Source organism: Tatumella ptyseos (genome assembly GCF_030552895.1).
GTDB lineage: Bacteria > Pseudomonadota > Gammaproteobacteria > Enterobacterales > Enterobacteriaceae > Rosenbergiella > Rosenbergiella ptyseos_A.
The window spans coordinates 1,301,685-1,325,655 of the sequence record NZ_CP130649.1; the positions used below are offsets into that span (position 1 = coordinate 1,301,685).

The 23,971-nt window shown below is 48.8% G+C and carries 25 protein-coding genes; 11 read left to right on the forward strand and 14 right to left on the reverse strand.

All coding sequences use genetic code 11. The features are described from left to right. Window positions 1-117 precede the first annotated feature (117 nt). Genes QJR74_RS06105 through QJR74_RS06115 form a run of 3 tightly spaced genes read left to right on the forward strand, consistent with a single transcriptional unit; the run spans window position 118 to window position 4,501 of the window. Window positions 118-1,677 carry a glucan biosynthesis protein G gene (locus QJR74_RS06105; RefSeq protein WP_441007649.1) on the forward strand — a complete coding sequence of 520 codons (1,560 nt, stop codon included), beginning with the start codon at window positions 118-120 and terminating at the stop codon, window positions 1,675-1,677. Beyond that, entirely contained in the window at window positions 1,670-4,225 is a 2,556-nt protein-coding gene (gene mdoH, locus QJR74_RS06110) for a glucans biosynthesis glucosyltransferase MdoH (protein WP_304373664.1), read from the forward strand. The genes QJR74_RS06105 and mdoH overlap by 8 nt, the downstream gene beginning before the upstream one ends. A 45-nt stretch (window positions 4,226-4,270) precedes the next feature. Beyond that, window positions 4,271-4,501, forward strand: a complete 231-nt coding sequence (locus tag QJR74_RS06115; protein WP_304373665.1) for a YceK/YidQ family lipoprotein — start codon at window positions 4,271-4,273, stop codon at window positions 4,499-4,501. On the opposite strand, the gene QJR74_RS06120 is transcribed toward QJR74_RS06115, so the two are convergent. After that, window positions 4,502-4,897: a MysB family protein gene (locus QJR74_RS06120; protein WP_304373977.1), complete on the reverse strand. Its 396-nt coding sequence runs from the start codon at window positions 4,895-4,897 to the stop codon at window positions 4,502-4,504. It abuts the gene before it with no gap. Between the two features lie 187 nt (window positions 4,898-5,084). Between QJR74_RS06120 and trhO the strand changes: the two genes are divergently transcribed. Next, on the forward strand, window positions 5,085-6,143 hold the full coding sequence (trhO, locus tag QJR74_RS06125; RefSeq protein WP_304373666.1) for an oxygen-dependent tRNA uridine(34) hydroxylase TrhO: 1,059 nt from the start codon (window positions 5,085-5,087) through the stop codon (window positions 6,141-6,143). A 43-nt stretch (window positions 6,144-6,186) separates the two neighbouring features. Here the strand turns inward: trhO and acpA are convergent, their stop codons facing one another. The 5 genes from acpA to QJR74_RS06150 all read right to left on the reverse strand — a co-directional run bounded on the left by acpA (window position 6,187) and on the right by QJR74_RS06150 (window position 11,849). After that, window positions 6,187-7,875 carry an acid phosphatase gene (gene acpA / locus QJR74_RS06130; RefSeq protein WP_304373667.1) on the reverse strand — a complete coding sequence of 563 codons (1,689 nt, stop codon included), beginning with the start codon at window positions 7,873-7,875 and terminating at the stop codon, window positions 6,187-6,189. An 82-nt stretch (window positions 7,876-7,957) separates the two neighbouring features. Beyond that, the gene (solA, locus tag QJR74_RS06135; RefSeq protein ID WP_304373668.1) at window positions 7,958-9,079 is read right to left on the reverse strand and encodes an N-methyl-L-tryptophan oxidase; all 1,122 of its coding nucleotides are present in this window, start codon (window positions 9,077-9,079) and stop codon (window positions 7,958-7,960) included. A gap of 84 nt (window positions 9,080-9,163) precedes the next feature. Continuing rightward, window positions 9,164-9,415 carry a biofilm formation regulator BssS gene (gene bssS / locus QJR74_RS06140; RefSeq protein WP_048911964.1) on the reverse strand — a complete coding sequence of 84 codons (252 nt, stop codon included), beginning with the start codon at window positions 9,413-9,415 and terminating at the stop codon, window positions 9,164-9,166. 105 nt (window positions 9,416-9,520) lie between these two features. Then, window positions 9,521-10,570 (reverse strand): dihydroorotase, encoded by a 1,050-nt coding sequence (gene pyrC, locus QJR74_RS06145; protein ID WP_304373669.1) that lies wholly within the window; start codon window positions 10,568-10,570, stop codon window positions 9,521-9,523. A 229-nt stretch (window positions 10,571-10,799) separates the two neighbouring features. Beyond that, a complete protein-coding gene (locus QJR74_RS06150; RefSeq protein ID WP_304373670.1) occupies window positions 10,800-11,849 on the reverse strand; it encodes an NAD(P)-dependent alcohol dehydrogenase in 1,050 nt (349 codons plus the stop codon). A gap of 109 nt (window positions 11,850-11,958) precedes the next feature. Here QJR74_RS06150 and QJR74_RS06155 point away from each other — a divergent pair, with 109 nt between their 5' ends. Then, window positions 11,959-12,360 (forward strand): winged helix-turn-helix transcriptional regulator, encoded by a 402-nt coding sequence (locus QJR74_RS06155; protein ID WP_304373671.1) that lies wholly within the window; start codon window positions 11,959-11,961, stop codon window positions 12,358-12,360. Window positions 12,361-12,466: 106 nt separating this feature from the next. Continuing rightward, window positions 12,467-13,138: an SDR family oxidoreductase gene (locus QJR74_RS06160; protein ID WP_304373672.1), complete on the forward strand. Its 672-nt coding sequence runs from the start codon at window positions 12,467-12,469 to the stop codon at window positions 13,136-13,138. 66 nt (window positions 13,139-13,204) lie between these two features. On the opposite strand, the gene QJR74_RS06165 is transcribed toward QJR74_RS06160, so the two are convergent. The 5 genes from QJR74_RS06165 to grxB all read right to left on the reverse strand — a co-directional run bounded on the left by QJR74_RS06165 (window position 13,205) and on the right by grxB (window position 18,482). Then, window positions 13,205-14,461: a c-type cytochrome gene (locus QJR74_RS06165; protein ID WP_304373673.1), complete on the reverse strand. Its 1,257-nt coding sequence runs from the start codon at window positions 14,459-14,461 to the stop codon at window positions 13,205-13,207. A gap of 4 nt (window positions 14,462-14,465) precedes the next feature. Continuing rightward, window positions 14,466-16,235 (reverse strand): GMC family oxidoreductase, encoded by a 1,770-nt coding sequence (locus QJR74_RS06170; protein ID WP_304373674.1) that lies wholly within the window; start codon window positions 16,233-16,235, stop codon window positions 14,466-14,468. 17 nt (window positions 16,236-16,252) lie between these two features. After that, window positions 16,253-16,984 (reverse strand): gluconate 2-dehydrogenase subunit 3 family protein, encoded by a 732-nt coding sequence (locus QJR74_RS06175; RefSeq protein WP_304373675.1) that lies wholly within the window; start codon window positions 16,982-16,984, stop codon window positions 16,253-16,255. 279 nt (window positions 16,985-17,263) lie between these two features. Beyond that, window positions 17,264-17,824: a lipoprotein gene (locus tag QJR74_RS06180; protein WP_304373676.1), complete on the reverse strand. Its 561-nt coding sequence runs from the start codon at window positions 17,822-17,824 to the stop codon at window positions 17,264-17,266. A gap of 10 nt (window positions 17,825-17,834) precedes the next feature. Then, a complete protein-coding gene (grxB, locus tag QJR74_RS06185; RefSeq protein WP_304373677.1) occupies window positions 17,835-18,482 on the reverse strand; it encodes a glutaredoxin 2 in 648 nt (215 codons plus the stop codon). Window positions 18,483-18,636: 154 nt separating this feature from the next. On the opposite strand from grxB, the gene rimJ reads away from it, so the two are divergent. Beyond that, window positions 18,637-19,209: a ribosomal protein S5-alanine N-acetyltransferase gene (rimJ, locus tag QJR74_RS06190; protein WP_304373678.1), complete on the forward strand. Its 573-nt coding sequence runs from the start codon at window positions 18,637-18,639 to the stop codon at window positions 19,207-19,209. Window positions 19,210-19,324: 115 nt separating this feature from the next. Next, a complete protein-coding gene (gene murJ / locus QJR74_RS06195; protein ID WP_304373679.1) occupies window positions 19,325-20,863 on the forward strand; it encodes a murein biosynthesis integral membrane protein MurJ in 1,539 nt (512 codons plus the stop codon). Between the two features lie 3 nt (window positions 20,864-20,866). Here murJ and QJR74_RS06200 read toward each other — a convergent pair whose 3' ends face one another. The 3 genes from QJR74_RS06200 to flgA form a co-directional block, all read right to left on the reverse strand. After that, window positions 20,867-21,292, reverse strand: a complete 426-nt coding sequence (locus QJR74_RS06200; protein WP_304373680.1) for a flagella synthesis protein FlgN — start codon at window positions 21,290-21,292, stop codon at window positions 20,867-20,869. Further along, window positions 21,285-21,587 (reverse strand): flagellar biosynthesis anti-sigma factor FlgM, encoded by a 303-nt coding sequence (gene flgM / locus QJR74_RS06205; RefSeq protein ID WP_304373681.1) that lies wholly within the window; start codon window positions 21,585-21,587, stop codon window positions 21,285-21,287. Before flgM ends, QJR74_RS06200 begins: the two co-directional genes overlap by 8 nt. Window positions 21,588-21,676: 89 nt before the next feature. Further along, the gene (flgA, locus tag QJR74_RS06210; protein WP_304373682.1) at window positions 21,677-22,321 is read right to left on the reverse strand and encodes a flagellar basal body P-ring formation chaperone FlgA; all 645 of its coding nucleotides are present in this window, start codon (window positions 22,319-22,321) and stop codon (window positions 21,677-21,679) included. A gap of 148 nt (window positions 22,322-22,469) precedes the next feature. On the opposite strand from flgA, the gene flgB reads away from it, so the two are divergent. Genes flgB through flgD form a run of 3 tightly spaced genes read left to right on the forward strand, consistent with a single transcriptional unit; the run spans window position 22,470 to window position 23,968 of the window. Then, window positions 22,470-22,880: a flagellar basal body rod protein FlgB gene (gene flgB / locus QJR74_RS06215; RefSeq protein WP_304373683.1), complete on the forward strand. Its 411-nt coding sequence runs from the start codon at window positions 22,470-22,472 to the stop codon at window positions 22,878-22,880. Between the two features lie 13 nt (window positions 22,881-22,893). Continuing rightward, entirely contained in the window at window positions 22,894-23,292 is a 399-nt protein-coding gene (gene flgC / locus QJR74_RS06220) for a flagellar basal body rod protein FlgC (protein WP_304373684.1), read from the forward strand. A gap of 13 nt (window positions 23,293-23,305) precedes the next feature. Then, window positions 23,306-23,968 carry a flagellar hook assembly protein FlgD gene (gene flgD / locus QJR74_RS06225; RefSeq protein ID WP_304373685.1) on the forward strand — a complete coding sequence of 221 codons (663 nt, stop codon included), beginning with the start codon at window positions 23,306-23,308 and terminating at the stop codon, window positions 23,966-23,968. Window positions 23,969-23,971: the final 3 nt, after the last annotated feature.

A 23,971-nucleotide genomic window follows, 5' to 3' on the forward strand; every position in this document is an offset into this window, starting at 1 on the left:
ATCCTGCTTTTTTAATAAAAATAAACTATCACTCTAAGATGACTGTCAGAATGCCCGTGAATCAATTATTATAAGCTTAGTTAGTTTGGAACCTATTTTTAAGGGGGCGATGTGCTCATCAAGAAAGATACTACATATAAAGGAAGACAACTCAAATGGGTTGGCGCAGCGGTACTTGTCGCACTCTACACGAGCAATAGCTGGGCATTTAGTATCGACGATGTCGCTAAGCAAGCTAAATCCTTAGCGAGTAAAAACTATCAAGCTCCAAACAGTAATTTGCCTTCGCAACTTCGCGAATTAAAATATGCCGATTATCAACAAATCCAATTCAAGCGCGATAAAGCTTATTGGTCAAAACTTCACACGCCTTTTAAACTCGAGTTTTATCATGAAGGGATGTATTTTGATCAAGCCGTCAAAATAAATGAAGTTACTGCCTCCACCGTTCATGAAATTAAATACGACCCGGACTATTTTGATTTTGGTAACGTCCCACATGACGCCAATACCCTCAAAAATCTAGGCTTTGCCGGCTTCAAAGTACTTTACCCACTGAACAGCCGTAAGAAAGAAGATGAAATCAGTAGCTTCTTAGGCGCGAGCTATTTCCGGGTTATCGGCGCTGGTCAAACTTATGGTTTATCTGCGCGGGGCTTGGCTATCGATACTGCTGTGCCTGCAGGCGAAGAGTTCCCTCGCTTCAAAGAGTTTTGGATAGAACGACCAACCTCTAATGCAAAACAGTTAACCATCTACGCGTTACTGGATTCTCCTCGCGCAACAGGCGCTTACCGCTTTATTATCCATCCAGGAAAAGAGAGTACGGTAGATGTTCAATCCCGCGTCTATTTACGTGACACTGTCACTAAGTTGGGGATTGCACCGCTCACCAGTATGTATCTTTTCGGCGCGAACCAACCTTCACCGGTGATTAATTATCGTAATGAATTACACGATTCGGATGGTCTTTCAATCCACAACGGTAATGGCGAATGGATTTGGCGTCCGATTAATAACCCACGTCGTTTAGGGGTGAGTACCTACCAAGTAGAGAATTTAAAAGGTTTCGGTTTACTGCAACGTAATCGTGACTTTAGTCACTACCAAGACTTAGACGATCGTTATGACCAACGTCCAAGTGGTTGGGTGGAACCTATCGGTGATTGGGGCAAAGGGCATATCGAGTTGGTTGAAATTCCTACCAATGATGAAACCAACGATAATATCGTTGCCTTCTGGAGCCCAGAACAATTGCCTGAAGCGGGCAAAGAGATGAAGTTTAATTACCGTTTGCACTTCACGCGTGACGAATCTGCTTTGCACGATAATAACCTCGGCTGGGTACAAGATACTTTACGCTCAACCGGTGATGTCAAACAGTCGAATCTGGTACGTCAACCTGATGGCAGCATTGCTTTCATCGTCGACTTTGTCGGTAAGAACCTGAGCAAAATGTCGAGCGATGCGAAAATTGCGCCAGCAGTGAGCATTGGTAAAAATGGCGAAATCGTTGAACAAAACGTTCGTTACAATCCAGTGACTAAAGGCTGGCGTTTGACCTTACGTTTACGTGTGAAAGATCCAAAACAAGTGACCGAGATGCGTGCTGCGTTAACCAGCAACGATAAACCATTGACCGAAACGTGGAGCTATCAGTTACCTGCCAATGAATAAATCAACGTTTAACTCTAAACACTACATTGACACTCTGCCGCTTGATGCGGCAGAGCAGTCTTCGCTGCTTAGTACTGAGGTGACTGAGGAAAGTTTTGCTCAGTTCCACCACAAGCTAGGCCATGATCATACCGCTAGCGAGCGTGATGAAGATGCGGCGCTTGCTTCGGTCTCTTCACGTGTGAAAATGGCGTGGTCAGGGGCAACACATGACGATGCACAATTTGCCGAAGATGATCTTAACCGTACCACCTTAAAGGCAATGCCTCCGGTGCGTCGTGCATTGATGTCCCCTGACGTCTGGGAAACTAACCCTATTACGCGGGCATGGCGTTCGCTGCGCGGTAAGTCACGCAAGCAGCGTGAGCGTCTGCAGGATGCGCCGACCCGTAATTCAGAAGAGAAATGGCGTGTGGTGGGAACGATCCGTCGTTACATTCTATTGCTTCTGACTTTAGCGCAGACTGTCGTGGCCACTTGGTACATGAAGACTATCTTGCCTTATCAAGGTTGGGCGTTAATCGATCCCACACAACTCTTCACTCCAGATTGGAAGCAAGCAGTACTTCAAATTCTACCCTATGTCCTGCAGACGGGGATTTTATTCCTCTTTGCGATTCTTTTCTGCTGGGTTTCTGCCGGTTTTTGGACCGCATTGATGGGCTTTCTACAACTGCTGATCGGTAAAGATAAATACAGTATCTCTTATGGCACGGTGGGCGATGAACCACTGAATCCGGAGAATCGTACTGCGCTTATCATGCCTATCTGTAATGAAGATGTGCAGCGTGTATTTGCCGGGTTAAGAGCAACGTGGGAATCTGTCGTCCGCAGTGGTAACAGTGAGCACTTCGACGTCTATATCCTAAGTGATAGCTACGATGCGGATATTGCTATCGCCGAGCAGAAAGCATGGATGGAGCTGGTTCGCGACGTGGGCGGAGCGGGGCAGATTTTCTACCGTCGTCGTCGTCGTCGCGTTAAACGTAAAAGCGGTAACATCGACGATTTTTGTCGCCGTTGGGGCCAAAACTACGCTTATATGGTGGTCTTGGATGCCGATAGCGTAATGAGCGGTGAATGTTTATCTGGACTAGTACGGATGATGGAAGCCAATCCTAATGCAGGGATTATTCAATCCTCACCGAAAGCTTCTGGAATGGATACGCTCTACGCGCGTTGTCAGCAATTTGCTACCCGTGTCTACGGACCGCTCTTTACTGCGGGACTGCACTTTTGGCAACTAGGTGAATCTCACTACTGGGGACATAACGCCATTATTCGGGTTAAACCCTTTATTGAGCACTGCGCCTTAGCCCCGCTACCGGGTGAAGGCTCTTTCGCCGGTTCCATCATGTCGCACGACTTTGTTGAAGCCGCATTAATGCGTCGTGCGGGTTGGGGAGTCTGGATTGCCTACGACTTGCCTGGTTCTTATGAAGAGCTACCGCCGAACCTGTTAGACGAACTAAAGCGTGATCGCCGCTGGTGTCATGGTAACTTGATGAACTTCCGCCTGTTTATGGTAAAAGGGATGCACCCGGTTCACCGTGCGGTCTTCCTAACGGGCGTCATGTCATACCTGTCTGCACCGCTATGGTTTATGTTCTTGGCCTTGTCTACGGCGTTACAGGTGGTCCACTCCTTGGTGGAGCCGACATACTTCTTGCAACCTCGTCAGCTTTATCCAGTCTGGCCACACTGGCGTCCTGAGTTAGCCATTGCGCTATTCTCGACAACCTTAGTGCTCCTTTTCCTGCCGAAGATGCTGAGTGTATTGCTGATTTGGTGTAAGGGTGCGAAACCTTATGGCGGCTTTATTCGGGTCTTTATCTCGTTAATTCTAGAAATGCTGTTCTCGGTCCTTTTAGCACCAGTCAGAATGCTGTTCCACACCTTGTTTGTGGTGAGTGCGTTCTTGGGTCTAAAAGCCGTTTGGGATTCTCCACAGCGTGATGATGATTCCACCCCATGGAGTGAGGCGTTCCGCCGTCATGGGTCTCAGATGCTATTAGGGATCGTCTGGGCAGCCGGAATGGGCTATCTGGATCTTAACTTCCTGTGGTGGTTAGCCCCAATTGTCGGCTCTTTGATTCTCTCACCGATTGTGTCGGTTATTTCAAGCCGCGCTACTGTTGGGATGGCGTCACGTCGTGCGAAACTCTTCTTAATTCCTGAAGAGTACGATACGCCGCAAGAGTTGATTGATACGGATAACTATGTGCTGCTTAATCGCGAACGTGTTTTAGAGAATGGCTTTATGCATGCTCTGTTCCACCCGTCATTCAATGCGTTAGCGACCGCCCTGGCCACAGCACGTCACTTACAAAGCGATCTGCTGGAGCATGCGCGCGAGCGTCAGATCGATCAACTGTTAAGTGAATCGCCGGAAAAAAGCAGTGCGAATCAGCGCCTAATGGCCATCAGTGATCCAGTGGTCTTAGCGCGGTTACACAGCCGCTTGTGGCAGCAGCAGGATAAATATCGACAATGGCACGAGAGTTATGCCAAACTCGAAGTTAATCCCAACGCTTTACAAGTTAACTGATAAAGAGGCGGCGTAAGCCGCCTTTTTTAATGGGTTTATGCCGTTATGATAAAAAAACTCTGTATTGTGCTGTCGATTGTGATGCTTACCGGCTGTGGCAGTATTATCAGTCGAAGTGTTGCGGGGCAGGGACAGGGGCACCAGTATTATCCGGGAGTGCAGTGGGATCTGCGCCAAGGCTATTGGCGCTTTTTAACGATCCTTGATCTCCCGCTCTCATTGATTGTTGACACCTTTATGTTACCCATCGATGCCAAGCATGGAGATTACCCGTAATTACCAGCGTTCAGAGTCACTGTTGTCGTCATTCCACTCGTCAGCAGCGGCTCGACCCTCTTCGGTATCGGTTGGTGGTGCAAGCTGAAATTCACCCTCGTCCCATTCGTGCAGCGTATTCTCTGGTTGCCATTCGGCGAGAATCTCGTCTTCATCAAACTCATTATCCCAAATCGCCTGTGCTGCCTCATCGAAATAGAGTGGAAGGCATTCGCTAGGGGCTTCTTCTTGATCCGCAAACTCGGCTTGCCACATGATATCTCCGTCTTGCATCACATATTTTTGTAATGAAAACTGGCTAACGGAGGCGCTTAATTCGTCGACTTCAGGGTGATCGGCTAAGAAAGCCTCTTTGGCAACGCTTATTGCTTCGTCTAAAGTGGTAAATAAATCCATTGTCGTAACCTCAATCACTGTGGGAATAGAAGAAGCATAGAACATATTTTTCGCCCCGCAGGATCCGCGACAGATTTTTATTACTTTTCAGTTTTTCCTGAATGAAGTGCGGGTAGGGCCTTGGGATGCATGCCGCTATCGGGTATGATAGGCGCCCTTAAATTTCCCTCTATACAGGACGAACACCATGCCAGTGTTACATAACCTTGTTTCGAATAAAGAGTTAAAACAACGCTTAATGGAGGAGACTGAACCCCGTACTACGGTCTCATTCTATAAATATTTTAACATCAGTGACCCGCAGGCTTTCCGCGACCGTCTGTATCAGACCTTCTTGAATCTCAAGGTGTTTGGCCGCGTCTATATTGCTGCTGAAGGGATTAATGCGCAAATCAGTGTGCCTGCTAGCGATTTTGAAGCGATGAAGCAGCAAATTTTTGATTTTGACCCTGCGTTAAACGGATTACGAATGAATATCGCCCTGGATGATGACGGTAAGTCTTTCTGGGTACTGCGGATGAAGGTCCGTGAGCGCATCGTAGCGGACGGTATTGATGATCCAAGTTTTGATGCCAGTGATGTCGGTGCTTACCTCAAAGCCGATGAAGTTAACGCCATGCTCGACGACCCTGATGCTGTCTTTGTGGATATGCGTAATCACTATGAGTATGAGGTGGGGCATTTCGACAATGCGATGGAAATCCCCGCTGATACGTTCCGCGATCAATTGCCGATGGCCGTTGAGATGTTGGCAGAGCAAAAAGAGAAGAAAATCGTGATGTATTGCACCGGTGGGATCCGTTGCGAGAAAGCGAGTGCGTTCATGAAACATCAAGGCTTCAATAATATTTATCATATCGAGGGTGGGATAATTGAATATACCCGCAAAGCGCGTGAGCAAGGATTACCGGTACGCTTCAAAGGCAAAAACTTCGTCTTTGATGAGCGGATGGGTGAGCGTATCTCCGACGATGTCTTAGCCCATTGTCATCAGTGTGGGACTTCTTGCGATACACACGTCAATTGCCTGAATGATGGTTGTCATCTGCTATTTATCCAGTGTGATGAATGTGCAGTGAAATACCGTGGTTGCTGTAGCCCAGAATGCTTGGAAGAGTCAGCCTTGACCCCCGAAGAGCAACGTCAGCGTCGCGCCGGCCGTGAAACCAGTAATAAAATCTTCAATAAGTCGAGAGGGTTATTACGCATGACACTCCCGACGCCGATTACTAAAGACGACGCCTAATTCTAGCCCCTGCTGAGCAGGGGCTTTTTACATCAGGGACTCGCTAAAATTGCAGGGCCGCCGTGAGGTCGCCCATCTTTTGGTGACCCTGTGCCGTGAGGGCTTGATCACGTGAGGTTAAGCCATTTAGTAAGGGTAAGTCGTGTACGCGACTGATAAAACGCAAGATCGATCCGGTGTCATATTGCGTATTATCGACATGGCCACGTCGGGCAAAAGGTGAAATCACTAAGGCTGGAATACGCGAGCCTGGTCCCCATCTATCCCCTTTCGGTGGTGCAACGGGATCCCACCAGCCACCATTTTCATCAAAGGTAATCACCACTACCGTATGTTGCCACTGTGGGCTACGCTGCAATTGGTCAATAATGTGCGCAATATGGCGGTCTCCGGCTTCGACATCCGAGTAACCGGCATGCATATTTAAGTTACCTTGCGGTTTATAGAAGGCCACTGGCGGTAATTTCCCCGCTTGCACATCGGCCAGAAAATGGTTGGTCGCCGGGGAATCACCTAATCCGCCATCGCGTAAGTGTTGCTTTCTGGCTTGCGGATGGGTTGGGCCAAGGTTCTCAAAATAGTTGAACGGCTGATGATGTAACTGGAAATCTGGACGAGGGGGAAAATCCGTACTGTCTTTCTGATCGTCAATCGCAAATTGCCAGCCCCCAGCATACCATGCCCAGTCAATCCCTTTCTCCGTCAGCTTATCGCCAATATGGGCGTGCTTCTGCGCTGGGAGTACGTTGGCTTTACTCGCATCAGCATAGTCGGGACGCTGAGGATCGCGGCTGGCAGAGGGCCAGAATGGCGGTTGCATAGTATTTACCGCGTAGCCATCAGGGGTAATTTGGCTTGGCCCAAATTTTGGAATACCGGTTAAGGCACTGGCTGGTGAGTCTGCTAGTGGTTTTAAGCGGGTATCCTTAGGGTCATCGCTCATCAGTTCTGCGATCAATCCCTTAGCCGGTGAGGTCTTAACATCAGGGTAGAAAGGCGCTTGTGCGCAGGCCAGATATTGGTGATTGAGGAATGAACCACCGAAAGCACCTTGGAAAAAATTATCACAGAGCGTGTATTCGCGAGCGAGCTGCCATAAGCGCATATTGTAGGCGCTGTCGGCGTAGTAGCCCATGGTGAGTGCTCCGGAGTCGGCCCAGGCGACGAAACGGTCATTTTTACCGCCATTAATTTGCATCTGATTCTGGTAGAACACATGCCATAAATCGCGGGTAATAACCCCTTGTGGTAGGGCTTCGTGATCATCCCCCTGCAAAGCAAATGGTTTATTAGGCAAATCAGTGAGATAGTCTGCCTCTTGGCCAATTTGGTAACGTTTATGGTTGACCACTTGTGGGTCCGGAACCATCCCTTTCCAAATTGGCGGTAAATGTGGGAGTGGCGATCCGTCCCGATCAACTTGACGCGTAGCCTGATCACTCAGTTGATTAAGGGGTTGTTGACTGCCAGGAAAGTTGGCAAACAGGTTATTAAAGCTGCGGTTTTCCGCGTAAATGACGACAATATTTTTAACATGCTCGCGCAGCAGTTCCGTCTGTTTTGTAGCAGAATAATCATGCAGCGGACGTGCGGACGCCCCTTGCGTTTGGCTAGCCGTGGCGCTACCCAGAGGGAGGAGGGTAGAGCTGACCCCCAGCGCAGAGGCCCCCGCCAGTAGGCGGCGACGTTGTGGATTTTCAGGAGTGGAGGCGCCTTTATTCTTCGACTTCATGTAATGCCCTTGTTTTAACAAGAAAAGTTAGCGTCACGATACGGCTTAATCGTGACGCTTTTATGACAAAAACAAGGTGGAATTAGCTTTTTGCGAAACGTGCTAGGCGGAAGGGGGAAATAATCGTCTCTACATCGTTACCCATTGCGAACTGACTCGCGATTTCGCCGAGTGCCGGCGCACATTTGAAACCATGACCGCTTAAGCCGCTGATCACTAGTCCTGTCTTAGCCTCATCGAGGTAGTCGATAATAAAGTGACCATCAGGGGAGTTATCATAACTGCAAGCTTGGCCGAATAGGCAGGCGCTCTGGCCCGGTAAAAATTGTTTTAGGAAGCTAAAACACTCGCTACCATCTGAGGGGAATTGCCCGAAGGGTAGACACTCGGTTGCATCGTTAAGGGGTTGGCCACCATCATGCCGGGCAACTTTTAGTTGATCATCCTCAGCAGGAAAACCGTAATATTGGCTCCCATCGGTTAACTGAGCCGTGAACGCTGGAAAATGGGTATGGTGACTAAAACGACCATCGGATTGAAACCAAGCCATCACCTTACGCACTGGAGCAATCGGTAACTCGGGGAGTAGCTTTTTTGCCCAACTTCCGGCAGTGACGATAATTTTACGTGCGGTATAGTCTCCATCAGCGGTTTTTACGCGGTAAAGATCATCATAATGGCTAATCGATTCTACTGGACAATTAAACAGCTGTGCACAGCCCTGCTCTTGGGCTAAACGGATCCATTGTTCAACCGCTTTTTCGCTATAAAGATACCCAGCCTCTTTGTCGAGCACGCCATGATAGTCCGCTGGAATCACAAAGGTTTCCCAGCGCTGCATAATCTCTTCGGCGCTGAGCGCTTCGACATCGATTGACCAGGTCTTAGCACTGTCAAGTAATTGTGGAATGAGCGGGCTATCGATGGGGGCGAGTGAAAGTACGCCACTGCGTCGAAAAAGTGTCGTGGCGGCGGTTTTTTCTAACGCCTCCCACAGTACCTTACTGCGTTGAAGGAGCGGTACATATTGGTCACCTTCGGCATAGGCATAACGGATTAAACGCGTCTTGCCATGGTGTGAGCCTTGCTGATGGGGAGGGTGGTGGGCATCGATCATTAAGACATTGAGGTTGTTAATGGTTGCGTAGCAGCCTGCTGCAGCGCCGACTGACCCGCTCCCGACAATAATGACATCGTAAATCATTGCATTGCTCCGCTATTTTCTTTGCAGCATAGCAGAGTGGAGTGGGAGGAGACAAAAAAAGGCACCAGAAGGTGCCTTGGGATACTAATGCTTTGCCCTGATTGGTTGGCTTTCTGACTCTTCAATACGGGCGATACCCGCTTCGAGTAGAGAAATAAACTGCCTGGCCACATCCGTGGTGATCCAATAAGCTGGACCGATGTCGGCATTTTCTTCTGTTTGTTGGTCCGAAGAGACGGAATGCAGACGAATCATCATCGCATCATAATCTTCTACGGTACTGATATCCCAACCGACTAACGGATGTGTTTGGATCACATTATTTTCTTTATCCATCTTAACCTCCATAATCGTCAAACGTAAGTGAAGACTGAGGTCACAAGTTTCCTGTTTCGTTACACAGGAAGGATAAAGTATAGCATGGTTTTATCGCCTTGCTGATTATTTGTCCACCACCTGCCACTGCAGAGTTTCGCCCGCCAAGAAGGGGATAAGCTGTTCATTGCCCATCGCGATCTGTTCAGGCACCGTCCACGCTTGACGCTGTAAAGTGATGGTTTGCTCGTTGACCGGTAGTTGATAGAAAGCCGGACCATTGAGTGAACAGAAAGCTTCAAGATGCTCCAGGGCACCAAGCTCATCGAAGACACTGGTATAAGCCGCTAAGGCGGTTGGCGCATTGAAAACGCCGGCACAACCACAACTTGATTCTTTACGCGACTGGATATGAGGTGCGGTATCAGTGCCAAGGAAAAAGCGGCTATGCCCGGTTGAGACCACATCACGTAGTGCTTGCTGATGAATATTACGTTTCAGAATCGGTAAACAGTACAGATGCGGACGAATTCCCCCGCTTAGCATATGGTTTCGATTAAACATCAAGTGCTGTGGAGTGACGGTCGCGGCCAAAAGTTCATTACCTTCTTGCACATACTGTGCCGCATCACGGGTAGTGATATGTTCCATTACCACACGCAGCGCAGGGTAGCGTTGGCGTAGAGGAATTAATACCTGGTCGATGAATTTCGCTTCACGATCAAAAATATCAACATGGGCGTCGGTAACTTCACCGTGGATCAGTAATGGCATGCCGATGGCTTCCATACGCTCAAGCACCGCGGCGATGTGGTCAATACTGGTCACTCCATGGCTGGAGTTGGTGGTTGCATGGGCCGGATAAAGTTTTGCTGCAGTAAAAACGTTCTGAGTAAAGCCCCGTTCGATTTCGTCGGCCGACAAACTATCCGTCAGATAACAGGTCATTAACGGCGTAAACTGATGCTCAGCAGGCAGTGCGGTTAAAATTCGTTGGCGGTACTGTTCTGCAGCGTGAACGGTGGTCACGGGCGGAACCAGATTCGGCATGACAATAGCTCGACCAAAATGCGCACTGGTGTAGGGCAGGACAGTGTTTAGCATCTCATCATCACGCAGATGAATATGCCAATCATCAGGACGACGAAGGGTAAGCGTGTTTACAGGGGATTTCATCAGCAAGGCTCCGGCTAAAGTATCAACGATTAGGGCGTTCAGGCCGGGAACCAAGGATAATGGGCACTGCCGCAGATTGCACTCTTTTTTTTCAAATGATTCCGGTTTGGAACGTCCCGATGGGTTGTTAACCTCTTCCCTTCATCAGTTGATGAAGGAGTCAAGGCGGTGAAGGTTGTTAGCCATCTTGCTGAAACCCTCGGGTTGAGGCCAAGGGTTTACAATACAGTTACCAGTGAGTGGCGTGCATATCGATCACGAAGCGGTATTTAACGTCGCCTTTCAGCATACGTTGGAAAGCATTTTCGATATCCTCGCCTAATAGGAGTTCGATATCTGAAGTGATCGAATGTTGGCCACAAAAGTCGAGCATCTCTTGGGTCTCTTTGATGCTGCCAATCGATGATCCGCTAATACTTAACCGTCTAAATACCATCGGGGTAATTTGTGGCGAAGGGTGAGATGTCTCTGGAATCCCCACCAGAACTAAGCGGCCGTTGGTTTTCAATGCTGCTAAGTATGGGTCCAAGTCATGGGGTGCCGCGACACAGTCGATGATAATATCGAGCGAGGTCTGACATGCCGCCATCTGTTCCTTATCCGTAGAGACGACAACTCGCTTTGCCCCTAAGCGGTAAGCGTCCGCGCCTTTTTGTGGCGAGGTAGTAAACAAAGTGACTTCGGCACCCATTGCGCTGGCTAATTTTACCGCCATATGGCCCAAGCCACCAAGACCGACAATTCCTACGCGATCACCGGCTTTGACACTAAAGTGGCGCAGCGGCGACCAAACGGTGACGCCGGCGCATAATAACGGGGCGACACCAGCTAGTGGCAGGTTATCGGGGACGGAGACCACAAAGTTTTGATCGACGATGATACCCTGGGCATAACCACCAAAGGTACTTTGTCCGGTGTAGCGGTCAATGCCATTATAAGTCGGCGTAAAACCTTGCTCACAATACTGTTCTTCCTCAGCCTGACAAAATTGGCACTCACGGCATGAATCGACCATAACCCCTACGCCGACGATCTGACCCTTGCTAAAGCGAGTGACCCCGGTGCCCACTTCGATCACTTTACCAACGATTTCATGGCCAGGCACTAAGGGATAGTGACTCACTGTCCACTCATTACGTGCCATATGTAGGTCAGAATGGCAGACCCCGCAGTACAGGACTTCAATTTTGACATCCTGTTGCTGTAACGCCCGCAACGTAATAGGTGCTGAGGCGAGTGGTGCACTGGCATTATTAGCCACTAAGGCATTAATTTTCATAGTTCCTCACGGAGATGACTTGGTCCTGATACGGGGGAGGACTATAGTAAATAAGGATGTAGTTGGATAGTAGTTACCATTTGGTAACCATGAAGATAAGGATGAGGTTATGCCTGATTGGGTAGAAGGAAAACTCTATTTTTATGCAGAGTCGCCGGCGCGGAGGATCATGGATCTCTTTTCAGTAAAATGGAGTTCCATGGTGTTGCATGCCCTCTATCATTGGCCCGAGGGACGGGCTCGTACCGGCGAGTTACAACGTAGCTTACAGGGCATCTCAAAAAAGATGTTGTTTCAAACCTTAAAAGAGTTGGAGTTGCGCGGGCTTATTGCACGACATGTCTATGATGTGGTGCCACCCAAAGTCGATTATCGCCTCACGACATTGGGAAGAACCTTCGCTGAACCCATCGAAGCGATGTACCAATGGGGACTGGATCATCAAGCTGCGTTAGACGAAATGGAATCATGCTATCAAGGGGCGTTAAGTGGGAAAGCGCAATCCAGTTGATAAGACGCTGATAACTGTTAACACACCAGCATGTTTTGCACTCTCGATAACAAGAGTGCGGCGTTCTCGACTAGAATTGAGTGAATCATTAACTTAAGGAGGTCGTATGGAAGGCGATAACACAATCTTAATTATCGGTGCCTCACGTGGAATCGGACTTGGCTTAGTTGAACAGTTTTCTGCGCAAGGCTGGCAGGTGACCGCTACCTATCGTGGTTCACCCGTACAACATAGCTCGGCACACTGGTTGGCTTTAGACATCGCTGAACCGGCCAGCCAGCAACATTTTATTGAACAGCTAGCCGACCAACGTTTCGCGGCCGTTATTATTAATGCAGGAGTCTTTGGCCCGGCAGAACAACGCATTGATAAGGCCAGTGATGAGGAACTGAATCAACTCTTTCTAACCAATAGCTTTGCTCCGGTCCGTCTAGCACAAGCGCTTATCCCCAATCATGTTACGCAGCACGCCGTTGTGGCGTTCACCAGCTCTCAAATGGCCAGTTTGACGGAAAATCCAACGGCTGAAATGCCGCTCTATGCTGCCAGCAAGGCTGCTCTTAACATGCTGGTCCGCGGTTTAGTACCGATGGCGGAGCAAAGCGGTGTGACCCTGCTATCGTTACACCCTGGCTGGGTTCAAACCGACATGGGGGGGGGAAAAGCGCCTGTTACGGTTGCGCAGAGCAGTTCGGGGCTTAAATCGGTCATTATTGCTGCGGCGGGCAGAGGTGGGCATCACTATCTCGACTATCAAGGTCAGGCACTTGAGTGGTAATAAAAAGTTAGTGAGGCGACGAATTAGCCTTAACCCCTAGCTGGGGTCAAGGCTAGTTTAACGACCCTAAGGTTTTGCTAGCTGCTCACGCACCGTCTTAACTTGTGCGGCGGTTACCGCGCCAGCCTGATTACTCCAACCTTGTCGGATAAAGGTGGCCAGTTCGGCGACCTGTGGATCCGTCAGCCGATGGGCAAACCCTGGCATTTTGAGAGCCGAAGCCGATTTTGCCGTGGAAGGCAACTGTGCGCCTGCAAGGATGATGTGAATCAACCCAGTAGGATTCTCAGCGTTAACTATCGATGCTTGGTCCAACGCAGGGAAGGCATGGGGAGCACCCTTACCATTAACAAAGTGACAGGCATTGCAGTTATCAAGGTACAAGGTTTCACCTGCGGTTAAATTTTTCGCCGTGGTTAACTTCTCTGCCGTCTGCTTCACTGACTGAGGATTACCGGTTTCGAGCGGAGGGTTACCGCCCAATGCTTTAAGGTAAGCGGCAATGGCTCGCGCATCCTCATCGGTTAAATAAGCCGTACTATGCGCTACCACAGAGGTCATTTCGCCCGCGACGCCGGCCTGACGATTACGACCGGTTTGTAGGTAGTCTACGATATCTTGTTCCGACCAGCGGGCGATACCACGTAATGAGGGAACGGCCCACCCCTTTAACTCTCCCCCTGCAATAAAGCTCTTTTCACTGCTTTTCAGGCTTTTCTCGTTCATGGCGAGGCCGCGAGGAGAGTGGCAACTGCCGCAGTGGCCTAAACTCTCTACGATATAGGCCCCGCGATTAACCTGTTGCGTCGCCCCAGGTAAGGGAGTGAAAGGCTGCTCCTCAACAAAAGCCCAATTCCACAGCGCAAGCCCCCAGCGTTGATTAAAGGGAAAACGTAACGCAGTGTCAGGCGGCTGTTGCCCGCTCGGTTTCACCCCTTGCATAAAATAGTGATAGAGGGCGCTGATATCTTCATCACTAATTTTAGCGTAGTCGGGATATGGCATAGCCGGATAGAGGTGCCGGCCATCTGGTAAGACACCTTTACGTACAGCATCGGCAAATTGTTGCTCAGTAAAGTTACCGATACCATGCTGTTTATCGGGAGTAATATTGGTGGAATAGATCGTGCCTAGAGGAGAGCTTATTGCTAATCCCCCGGCATAATCATCCTTTCCTGCCACGGTATGGCAGGCCATACAGTCGCCCAGCCGTGCTAAATATTCACCCTGCTGAAGTATTGTCGGTGAAGCAGACTGCCCCGAGGCAGAGAAATTCGTCAAGACGCTAGAACAGAATGCTAAGGCAATTAAAGAATATTTCATTCGCTTACGCCTCTACCAATGGGCCAGGATTTTTTAAATAGTGATCTTTGATGGCTTGTGCCGCCATCAGGGTGATCGCGCCAATCGTATCAGTGGGGTTAGCTTGGAAATTTTGTGGGAAAGCGTTGCCCCCGGGGACAAACACGTTATGCACATCCCAACTTTGTAAGTAACGATTTAATGCTGAGGTGTTAGGGTTATCGCCCATCACTGCACCCCCCACGTTATGGGTTGAGACATACTTGGTGAGATCAAAATTTGCGTCCATGGGGAGGAAACTCATGCTAAAGCTATCTGGATTTAACTCTTGGACGATATCTCCGACAATTCCTTTAAGGTATTGCTGTAACAATAATTCGTTACGTTTCCAATTAAAGGTCATACGCAACAAAGGTTGCCCATATTTATCGGTATAAGTTGGATCGAGATCCAGATAACTGTCGCGGTACGCCATACAAGTGGTGGTGATGCTGACTTTCATCGAGTGGCCGTACCAGGTTTCTAATCCTTCTTTCCAGCCAGTGCCCCATTTTGGCGTATCTTTAGGTAGCGCTGCGCTAATTGGCGTACCGGTCGCTTGTGAGCTATGAATTTTTGCTCCACCGATAAACCCTAGGCTAGGGCCATCAACATTACCGGGTGAGATATCGTTAAACATCTGACCAGTCGGTCCAGCAGCGACGAAAGGATTAAAGTTCTTGTCTTTGAAAAAGAGTGTTGCCCCACCGTTACTGAGAAACGCATAGTTACGTCCTACCACACCTTCTTCAGTCATCGGGTTATAGGGCTTGCCTATCCCTGAAAGCAACATTAAGCGAACGTTGTAATATTGAAAACTACTGAGAATGACAATTGAGGCAGGCTGAAAGCACTCATTACCTTCAGCATCATAGTAGGTGACTCCCTTCGCACTCTTTTTATCGTCATGTAAGACGACGCGTGTGACTTCGGCATTGACCTCATAGGAAAAATTTTCCATGCGCTTCAAGGCATCCATCACTGCCGTTTGCGGCGACGCTTTGGAGTAGTTTAAGCAAGGGTATTTCGAGCAATATCCGCAATAATTACAAGGCGTGATAGTATTGCCATAAGGATTTGTCCAAGCACGTGACGCTGCGGCGGAAGGGTTAGGGAAAGGGTGGTAACCAAGCTTTTTGGCGGCAGTGGAGAACATCACGTTATTCAAGGTGTCTTCCAATGCAGGCAAAGGATAAGGCTGGGAACGAGGCCCTTCAAAGGGATCACCACCTGGCTGAATGATACCTCTCAGGTTGCCCGTATTGCCCGATAGACCGCAAATGCGTTCAAATTTATCGTAGTAAGGCTCGATCTCTTGCCAACTAAAAGGGAAATCCATAATCCGCATATCTTCTTGCAGAATACCGGGTTTATAGGCTTGATCGGCATAGGTCTTTAGTTTTAAGTCGGTAGGTGTCGGACGGATCAAGACGCCGGTCCAGTGCATACCCGAGCCACCCACACCGCCACCGGGTACAAAGGCTCCCCATTTACGCGTCGGAACGGCGGTGTCTTGCAGCCCATACCGGACGGTAACCGCAGATTCCGCCGGAGTCGTCATGACTTTATTGCGTACCGCATAAGCATACTCATCGGCGGGTTTAGGGTAAGCGAACTCGTCGTAGTCGCGATCGGGTCCTTTCTCCAATGCACGCACGCTGAGTCCAGCTTGCGCGAGTTCAATACTCATCAGGGAGCCTGCCCAGCCAAGCCCACATACCACGACATCCACCGCGGGTTTCGTTATTTTTGCCATCTGTTAACACTCCCTAATTATACTTGCACGCTTTGGATACTGACGGGACCTAATGGGTAGTGCACATTATGTTGCTTGACCCACTCAAGATAACTGGCGCGCGCACCGGGAAAGCCAATGGCAATCCAGGCTTTCATACCTTTATTCCCGCCATACATCGGATCGGCGAGATAGCCATGCTTGGTATCATTAAGTAATTGGCTAAAGAACTGAGAGGCGGTGAGTGAGGCGTGCTCTGGGTGCTGCACGAAAGGTATCGTTCCTTTCTCTGCGCTGGAGAGTACCTGCTGTTGATCGCTGTGAGTCAGCTGAACAAAGCTTTTACCCTGCTGCTGGTGGCACCATTGATCGACAGCCGCAATCCCTAGTTGATAGATTTGCTGAGGGTAACAGGGGATTTGATAACCCAAAGTGGCGGGGAGATTAGCGGGAAAGGGGCCTTGCATGTAAATCTCTTTTCCAAAATTGACGTCATGCAGTTGTTGATCGATAAAAATAGGCACGTTGGTTTCTAAGGCACCTGGGGCTTTACCCTCACCCCCGGCAGGGATCAGCCGATCCGTCGCCGCAAGAATAAATTGCCATTCATTAGCAGAAAAGAAATGCGGTTGGTAAGTGTTCAGGTCGGGGGCTGCTAACTCAGCAGCCTCCGCGGCGGTTAATCCCTTAAGCACTAACTCGGTTAAGGGCAATGCCATTAAAGAGGCTAATAGGAACTTTCTCCTACTGGTGTTTTTTTGCAACAACATCGTTATCACGCTCACAGTACGTTATGAAATTATATTTTTTGTATCGACATTGTAATCCATATGTTTAATAAGGTCATTAGTTTAACTTTTCTTATACATTTTGAGTGAGGTGATTAATGGCTAAAGGGGAAGTGGCGTTACTTGAAGGCAAACAGAGGGTAAAAGGTGTGATTTACTGAACCTGAATAAATAGGGTGGAAAATTTTTATCAGAAAAAACTAACGGAAATTGTGGGGAAATAGAGAGATGCCTACCCAGCAGGGTAGGTATCTCGCGGGATCAAGGTGCTAGGGGAATAACTAACTCACCCGGTTTTACCTCTAGACCGGTGGCATATTTTTTGGCTAAGGATTCCGCTTTCGAGCGGTCATTACTCAACACCCATGCCGGTTGCTGGTTAAAGTATTCGCGTAAGGATGTCGCGAGCACAGGTTTAAGTCCATCAACAATCCCTTGTACTTTTTGCGGTTGTGCTTGGGCATCCAAGATAGTGATATCACGCAGGTAGACCGCACCTTGCTCACGATTAAAAACCGGAACGGCGCTCATTTTTAAATTGAGGTCGGCTTTTTGTTGTCCAAAGAGTGAAGCAAAATCGATATTGGCATGACCCGATAACACCACTTGGTTAGCCACGGCACGGCCGATTTCAGCATGTAATGTATCCAGTGTAATGTGCGCATTGGCCAGTCCACTGATACCGATATCTTTGTCGAATGCAGCATGCTTGCTCAGACTCTGGTTGATTTCCTGCTCGCTGAGCGTATAAGACGCGAGGTGATCGCAACCGGCCAATAGTACCGTGCAACAGAGCAGGATAAGAGAAAAACACTTACGCATGAAAAAACCTCTACTGAGCTAAATCGAACAACAAGGGAACACCGGATTGAGTTGACAGTGAATCCCGCAAGTCGGCGACGGGCGCAGGCCAAACGATCTCTTTCACTAACGTGAGATTACGCAATAAGGGAAAGAGGTGTATATCGTCATAAGAGAGCGTACCATTTACCGCATGGGGAGATTGAATAAGCGCGACCAAGCGGGTGAGATCATGGTTAATTTTATCCACTAGCGAAGCGCGTTGTTCACGTAACGGCCCAAAATCGCCAATATAAGCTTGTTTTTTTGCCGTGTAATAGTCGCGAGCAGCAGTGGTGGAGAACTCCGCAAAATCTGTCGTTGGCATAATAGGTAATAATAGTTTATTGATATAACTGCCGACATCGGAGAGCCACTGAGCCAGTGGCTCAGAAACGTCACTGGATAGACGAGGCGTAGACGAGAGGGATTCAACATAGTGTACAATGTCTAAGCTTTCGCCCATCGCACTGTTATCGTCCTTCACCAAAATAGGTAACATCTTTTTCCCAATCAGCTTATTAGGCGTCTCTTCATCGTCATTGAGGAGGAAAGAGACCTCAACGGGTTGCTGATCTAAACCGAAAATCATTCGTGCTTTGACGCAGAACGGGCAGTGGTCATAAACATAAAGATGCATAGTCATTCCTTTTGTTAGGGGAAGCTCTCTTCGCTAAGGCTTAATTGTACGCCAGGCTGGGGGTTCTGCCAAACCTCGACGTTCATAGCGTTACTTTACTCATTGAACTAATTAGCAAATAATCACTCCCTTAACTGCTATCGCTGGAGACATTATGTTTGGCTATCGTTCATCTAGCCCAAGAATATCACTGAAATCTGAATCAATGCATATCAGAACCGTCGCAGAACGCGATAGTTGGTTATTGACTGATTATTATCAGGAAAATAGAGATTTTTTGATGCCGTGGGAGCCGTTACGCGATGAAAGCTATTTCCAACATCATGGCTGGGAAGCGCGATTACAGCTCATGAGTTTGCAGCAAAAACAGGGCGACGCTTTTTATTTTCTATTACTGGATCCTACCGAGCAACAGCTGTGGGGGGTTGCCAATTTTAGCCAAGTAATCCGGGGATGTTTTCAAGCCTGTTATTTAGGCTATTCCCTCGCAGCGTCGCAGCAAGGCAAGGGACTGATGTTTGAAGGCTTATCGGTGATTATTCCTTATCTACAAAAACAGCAGCATCTCCATCGGATCATGGCGAATTACATGCCACGCAATCAGCGCAGCGGGGCACTGTTAGATCGCCTCGGATTTGAAAAGGAAGGCTATGCTAGGGATTATTTGAAGATAAATGGACAGTGGGAAGACCATGTGCTCACGGCATTAGTCACCCCTAGGGGTTAAGTCGTCATTACTTGTAACAATCAGAACTGATTATTTCGAAGAATGAAAGTACACTAGCCAGCATTATTTGTTTGGCAGCCTCTATTTTGTCGATTATGCAGGATGTTTTTCTTTTATGAATTTACTTAAATCATTAGCGGCCGTGAGTTCCATGACGCTGTTCTCGCGGGTGCTAGGTTTTGCCCGTGATGCGATTGTGGCGCGTGTCTTTGGTGCAGGAATCGCGACAGATGCTTTCTTTGTCGCCTTCAAATTACCGAATTTATTGCGTCGTATATTTGCTGAGGGGGCCTTTTCGCAAGCCTTTGTCCCGATTCTTGCCGAGTACAAGAGCAAAGAAGGTGAAGAGGCTACCCGTATTTTTGTCTCTTATGTGGCAGGCTTACTCACCCTAGTCTTAGCACTGGTGACGGTAGCTGGCATCATCGCAGCGCCTTGGGTCATTTATGTAACCGCGCCAGGCTTTGCTGATACGGCAGATAAATTTGCCCTGACCACGGCATTATTACGGGTCACTTTTCCCTATATTCTGCTCATTTCCATTGCTTCCTTGCTCGGTGCCATCCTGAATACCTGGAATCGATTTTCGGTGCCAGCGTTTGCGCCAACCTTACTGAATATCAGTATGATTGGCTTTGCGCTCATCGGCTCGCGCTATTTTCACCCGCCTGTGATGGCCCTGGCTTGGGCCGTTGTGGTGGGGGGGATTCTACAATTAGGCTATCAGCTTCCTCACCTGAAGAAGATCGGCATGCTAGTGCTGCCACGGATTAATCTTAAAGATGCTGGCGTCTGGCGGGTATTACGTCAAATGGGTCCGGCGATTTTAGGTGTATCGGTTAGCCAAATCTCGCTAATTATTAATACCATCTTCGCTTCATTCTTAGTCTCTGGCTCCGTGTCGTGGATGTATTACGCTGACCGTTTGATGGAGTTTCCGTCAGGGGTGTTAGGAGTGGCCTTAGGGACAATCTTATTGCCTTCACTCTCACGCAGTTTTTCGAGCGGTAACTTTGATGAATATTCGCGTCTGATGGATTGGGGGCTACGACTCTGCCTGCTACTCGCACTGCCTAGTGCGGTTGCACTCGGTATTTTAGCCGGACCTTTGACATCAGCCTTATTTCAATATGGGAAATTTTCTGCTTTTGACGCAGCAATGACCCAGCGCGCCTTAGTCGCGTACTCTATTGGCCTGGTAGGGCTGATCGTGGTGAAGGTACTCGCGCCAGGGTTCTACTCGCGCCAGGATATTAAAACACCGGTTAAAATCGCTATCATGACCCTAATTATGACCCAGGTCATGAACTTGGCCTTTATCGGGCCGCTGAAACATGCGGGCTTGTCACTTTCGATTGGACTCGCCGCCTGTTTAAATGCAGCGTTACTCTATTGGCAACTTCGCAAGAAAAAATTCTTTATCCCACAGGCAGGCTGGGGGATCTTTTTAGTCCGCTTGATCGTGGCGGTGATAGTAATGGCTGCGGTGCTTTATGGCGTATTACACATGATGCCAGCATGGGGTCAAGGCATGATGGTTGAACGTTTACTTCGGCTTACCGCAGTGTGTGCTGCCGGGGGGATAAGTTTCTTTGCCACCTTATTGCTACTTGGTTTTCGAGTGAAGGATTTTTCCCGTCGTAGTGTTGTTTAACCCTTAACGATTGTGGACCGGATGACCATCCGGTCCATAAAAGCGTTGAGCTTGCAGGGGATGGAGTACGTTCAATACTTGCTCTGTCCAAGCCAGTTGCTGATTGAGCATTAAGGCCGTGTGCTGATTTTGCTCGGCGAGTTGCCGGGCTAACGGCGCTATCTGCTGCCATCGTGCTGCTAATGAAGGATGTTCTGCATAAGGGGGCGCTATCCCCAAGGCGTGTTCTGCTTCGCTCCGCTGTTGCTCCACGAAGGTGAGGGTGACCAATAATGCCTGTTTATCTTCACTGAGACTGATTAAGCGGCGACTATCTGGTGACGCCGCCATCAGCTGTCGCTGCTCTTCATTAATGATGTGACCAAGAGAGGCCAAGACTTGATACAGGCTCTCGAGGATAGTTCCGGCATTACGATGAAGATCAGGCATTATTATCCTCCTTAGAGAGCGCGAGCAAGGTGTCTGCAATTTTCCCTGCATCAATATGATAATTTCCCTCAGCGATGGCTTGGCGCAGCCTTTCGACTTTTTCATTATCAATATCACTACTACTGAGCGATGAGAGACGTGAAAGCGAGTGACTTAACGCCACAGGAGCAGACTGGTTTTCCAGAGTCATGGCAGAGTGTGATCGCTGGCCGGAAGGCAAGGGGCGCGAGCGGGATTGCCCTTGAACCAATTCGTTCCCCGCTCCAGTAAACCCTGGTATTTTTTCGATTGTCATACTCTGTCCTTATAAAAAAAGCGTATTAATGGTGATTCACATTGTCTATCGGCAAGATAACGAAAAACTTTATCAGTTTTATGCAGTGATTATTTCACGATAACTTCTTTCTGTTCGTTCAGGGTTGCGGTTAGCCATTGACCATTCTCTAATCGGATCCGCAGAGACTGATTAATCATGGCATTATCTAAAGCGGTACCGCGCCCTGCAATGTGAAACCCCTTACCCTGAAAAGTGATCGGCACGGTTTCACCTTGCTTGATTACCCATGGTTGGCGGAATTGCTGCTTTGTTAATACCTTACCTGCAGGGATCTTTTGTAAGGCGATCAAGGGTAAAGGTAGGGGCACTAACCAGCTGTTGGGGGGGAGTTCATCAAGACGGCCCATAACGCTGCGAATATCCTCTGCACGAACGACCGCGCCTTGTGCCAGGGTTCGCTTACTAAGGTAAAATCGTCCCGTAACTTTCACTCGAACCTGTATAACAGCGACTTGCTTGTCACACTGAGCGGTCAGTGTCAGCGGCCCCCATCGGCGGCTATGACTGGGCAGTTGAAAATGAGGCGATGAACACGTCATCTTGGTCTTAGGGGCACGTAACACTTCCACCTGCAATGTCGTCGCATAGTCAGGTTCTCGCTGGGAAAAAAAGGCCACAAGCTGCTCGTCCAATGACGCCGCATAGCTGGGCATAACCATTAGCCAACTTGCTACCATCCACAATGCTTTCATAAATTGCCCCCATCCAAATAGGATCAGTCTACGGACTGACTTGGGGCATCAAGCGCAGAATTACTCTGTGTTTTATCGGCTTTTCAAACGATTTGTCCTGAAATGATTAACGTATTCTGCGTAATATTCAGTCAGTAAGGATAACGTTATGATGGACCGCCTCGAACACAATCTTGATTTTGCGAGCCAAGCGCTCGCATTACGGACTCAACGACAACAAGTCTTAGCTGCTAACATTGCGAACGCCGATACGCCTGGCTACCAAGCACGTGATATGCCCTTTGCCGCCTCGCTTAAACGTGCGATATCTGGCAATGCGGTGCCCGTTGAGGGGATAGCATTACGCTTAACTTCATCGGGCCATATAGCCGGAAAACCCCAATCTTCTCAGTCAATTCCCCTGATGTATCGCATCCCTGATCAGCCTTCTGCAGATGGTAACACTGTGGATATGGATCGAGAGCGGGTGGCCTTTTCAGAGAACAGTGTCAACTACCAAACCGATCTGACCTATCTTTCCAACCAATTTAAATGGCTGACTAGCGCCATCCAAGGATAAGGAACCTCAGGATATGCTTTCAATCTTCGATATTTCAGGCTCAGCCTTACGGGCTCAGTCACAACGCCTCAATGTTAGTGCTAGTAATTTGGCGAATGCCGACAGTGTCACCGGTCCAGATGGCCAGCCCTATGTCGCAAAACAGGTTATTTTCAAGGCCGAACCGACGAATACCACTGGTATTGGCGGCGTGAAGGTATCTGGAATCATCGACGACCCTACGCCCTTCAAGCTGGTTTATCAGCCAGAAAATCCCCTCGCAGATGATAAAGGTTACGTCAAAATGCCTAATGTTAACGTTGTGGCAGAAACGGTGAACAGTATTTCTGCTTCACGCAGTTATCAAGCCAATGTTGAGGTGTTGAATACTGTCAAAAGCTTGATATTGAAGACCCTAACGCTAGGTCAATAAGGAGAGTTGACCCATGTTATCTGAACTTAGCAGCGCCAATCGACTGAGCACTCGCGCAACGTCCAGCACATCAGGCAATTCCAGCGCTGATCTTCAAGACCAGTTTCTGACACTATTAATTGCACAATTAAAAAATCAAGACCCTACCAATCCGATGGATAACAGTCAGTTAACCACCCAGCTGGCGCAGATCAATACCTTGGCAGGGATTGAGAACCTAAACACCACGCTCTCCTCAATTTCTGGACAAATCAATACCAATCAATCGGTACAAAACACGTTACTCATTGGTCACGGCGTCATGGTGCCAGGCGATGCCATTCTGGTTGGCGAAGAGGCCACCACGCCATTCGGATTCGAAACGGATTCTGCCGCGACTTCGGTGACAGCCACCATCAAAGACAGCAGCGGTAATGTTGTGGCACAACTCGATCTGGGTGCGATGGGAGCGGGGACTCATACTTTCCAATGGGACGGCACCCTGGATGATGAGAGTTCCGCCCCTGCAGGAAAATATAGTGTCAGTATCGACGCTACCAACGATACGGGGGCGATCCATACCTCATCATTAACCTATGCCATGGTTTATGGCGTGACGCCCTCTGCCACCGGCGCAGTACTGAATTTGGGTACTTACGGTACCGCGAGTCTCGATCAAATTAAGCAAATTCTTTAACAG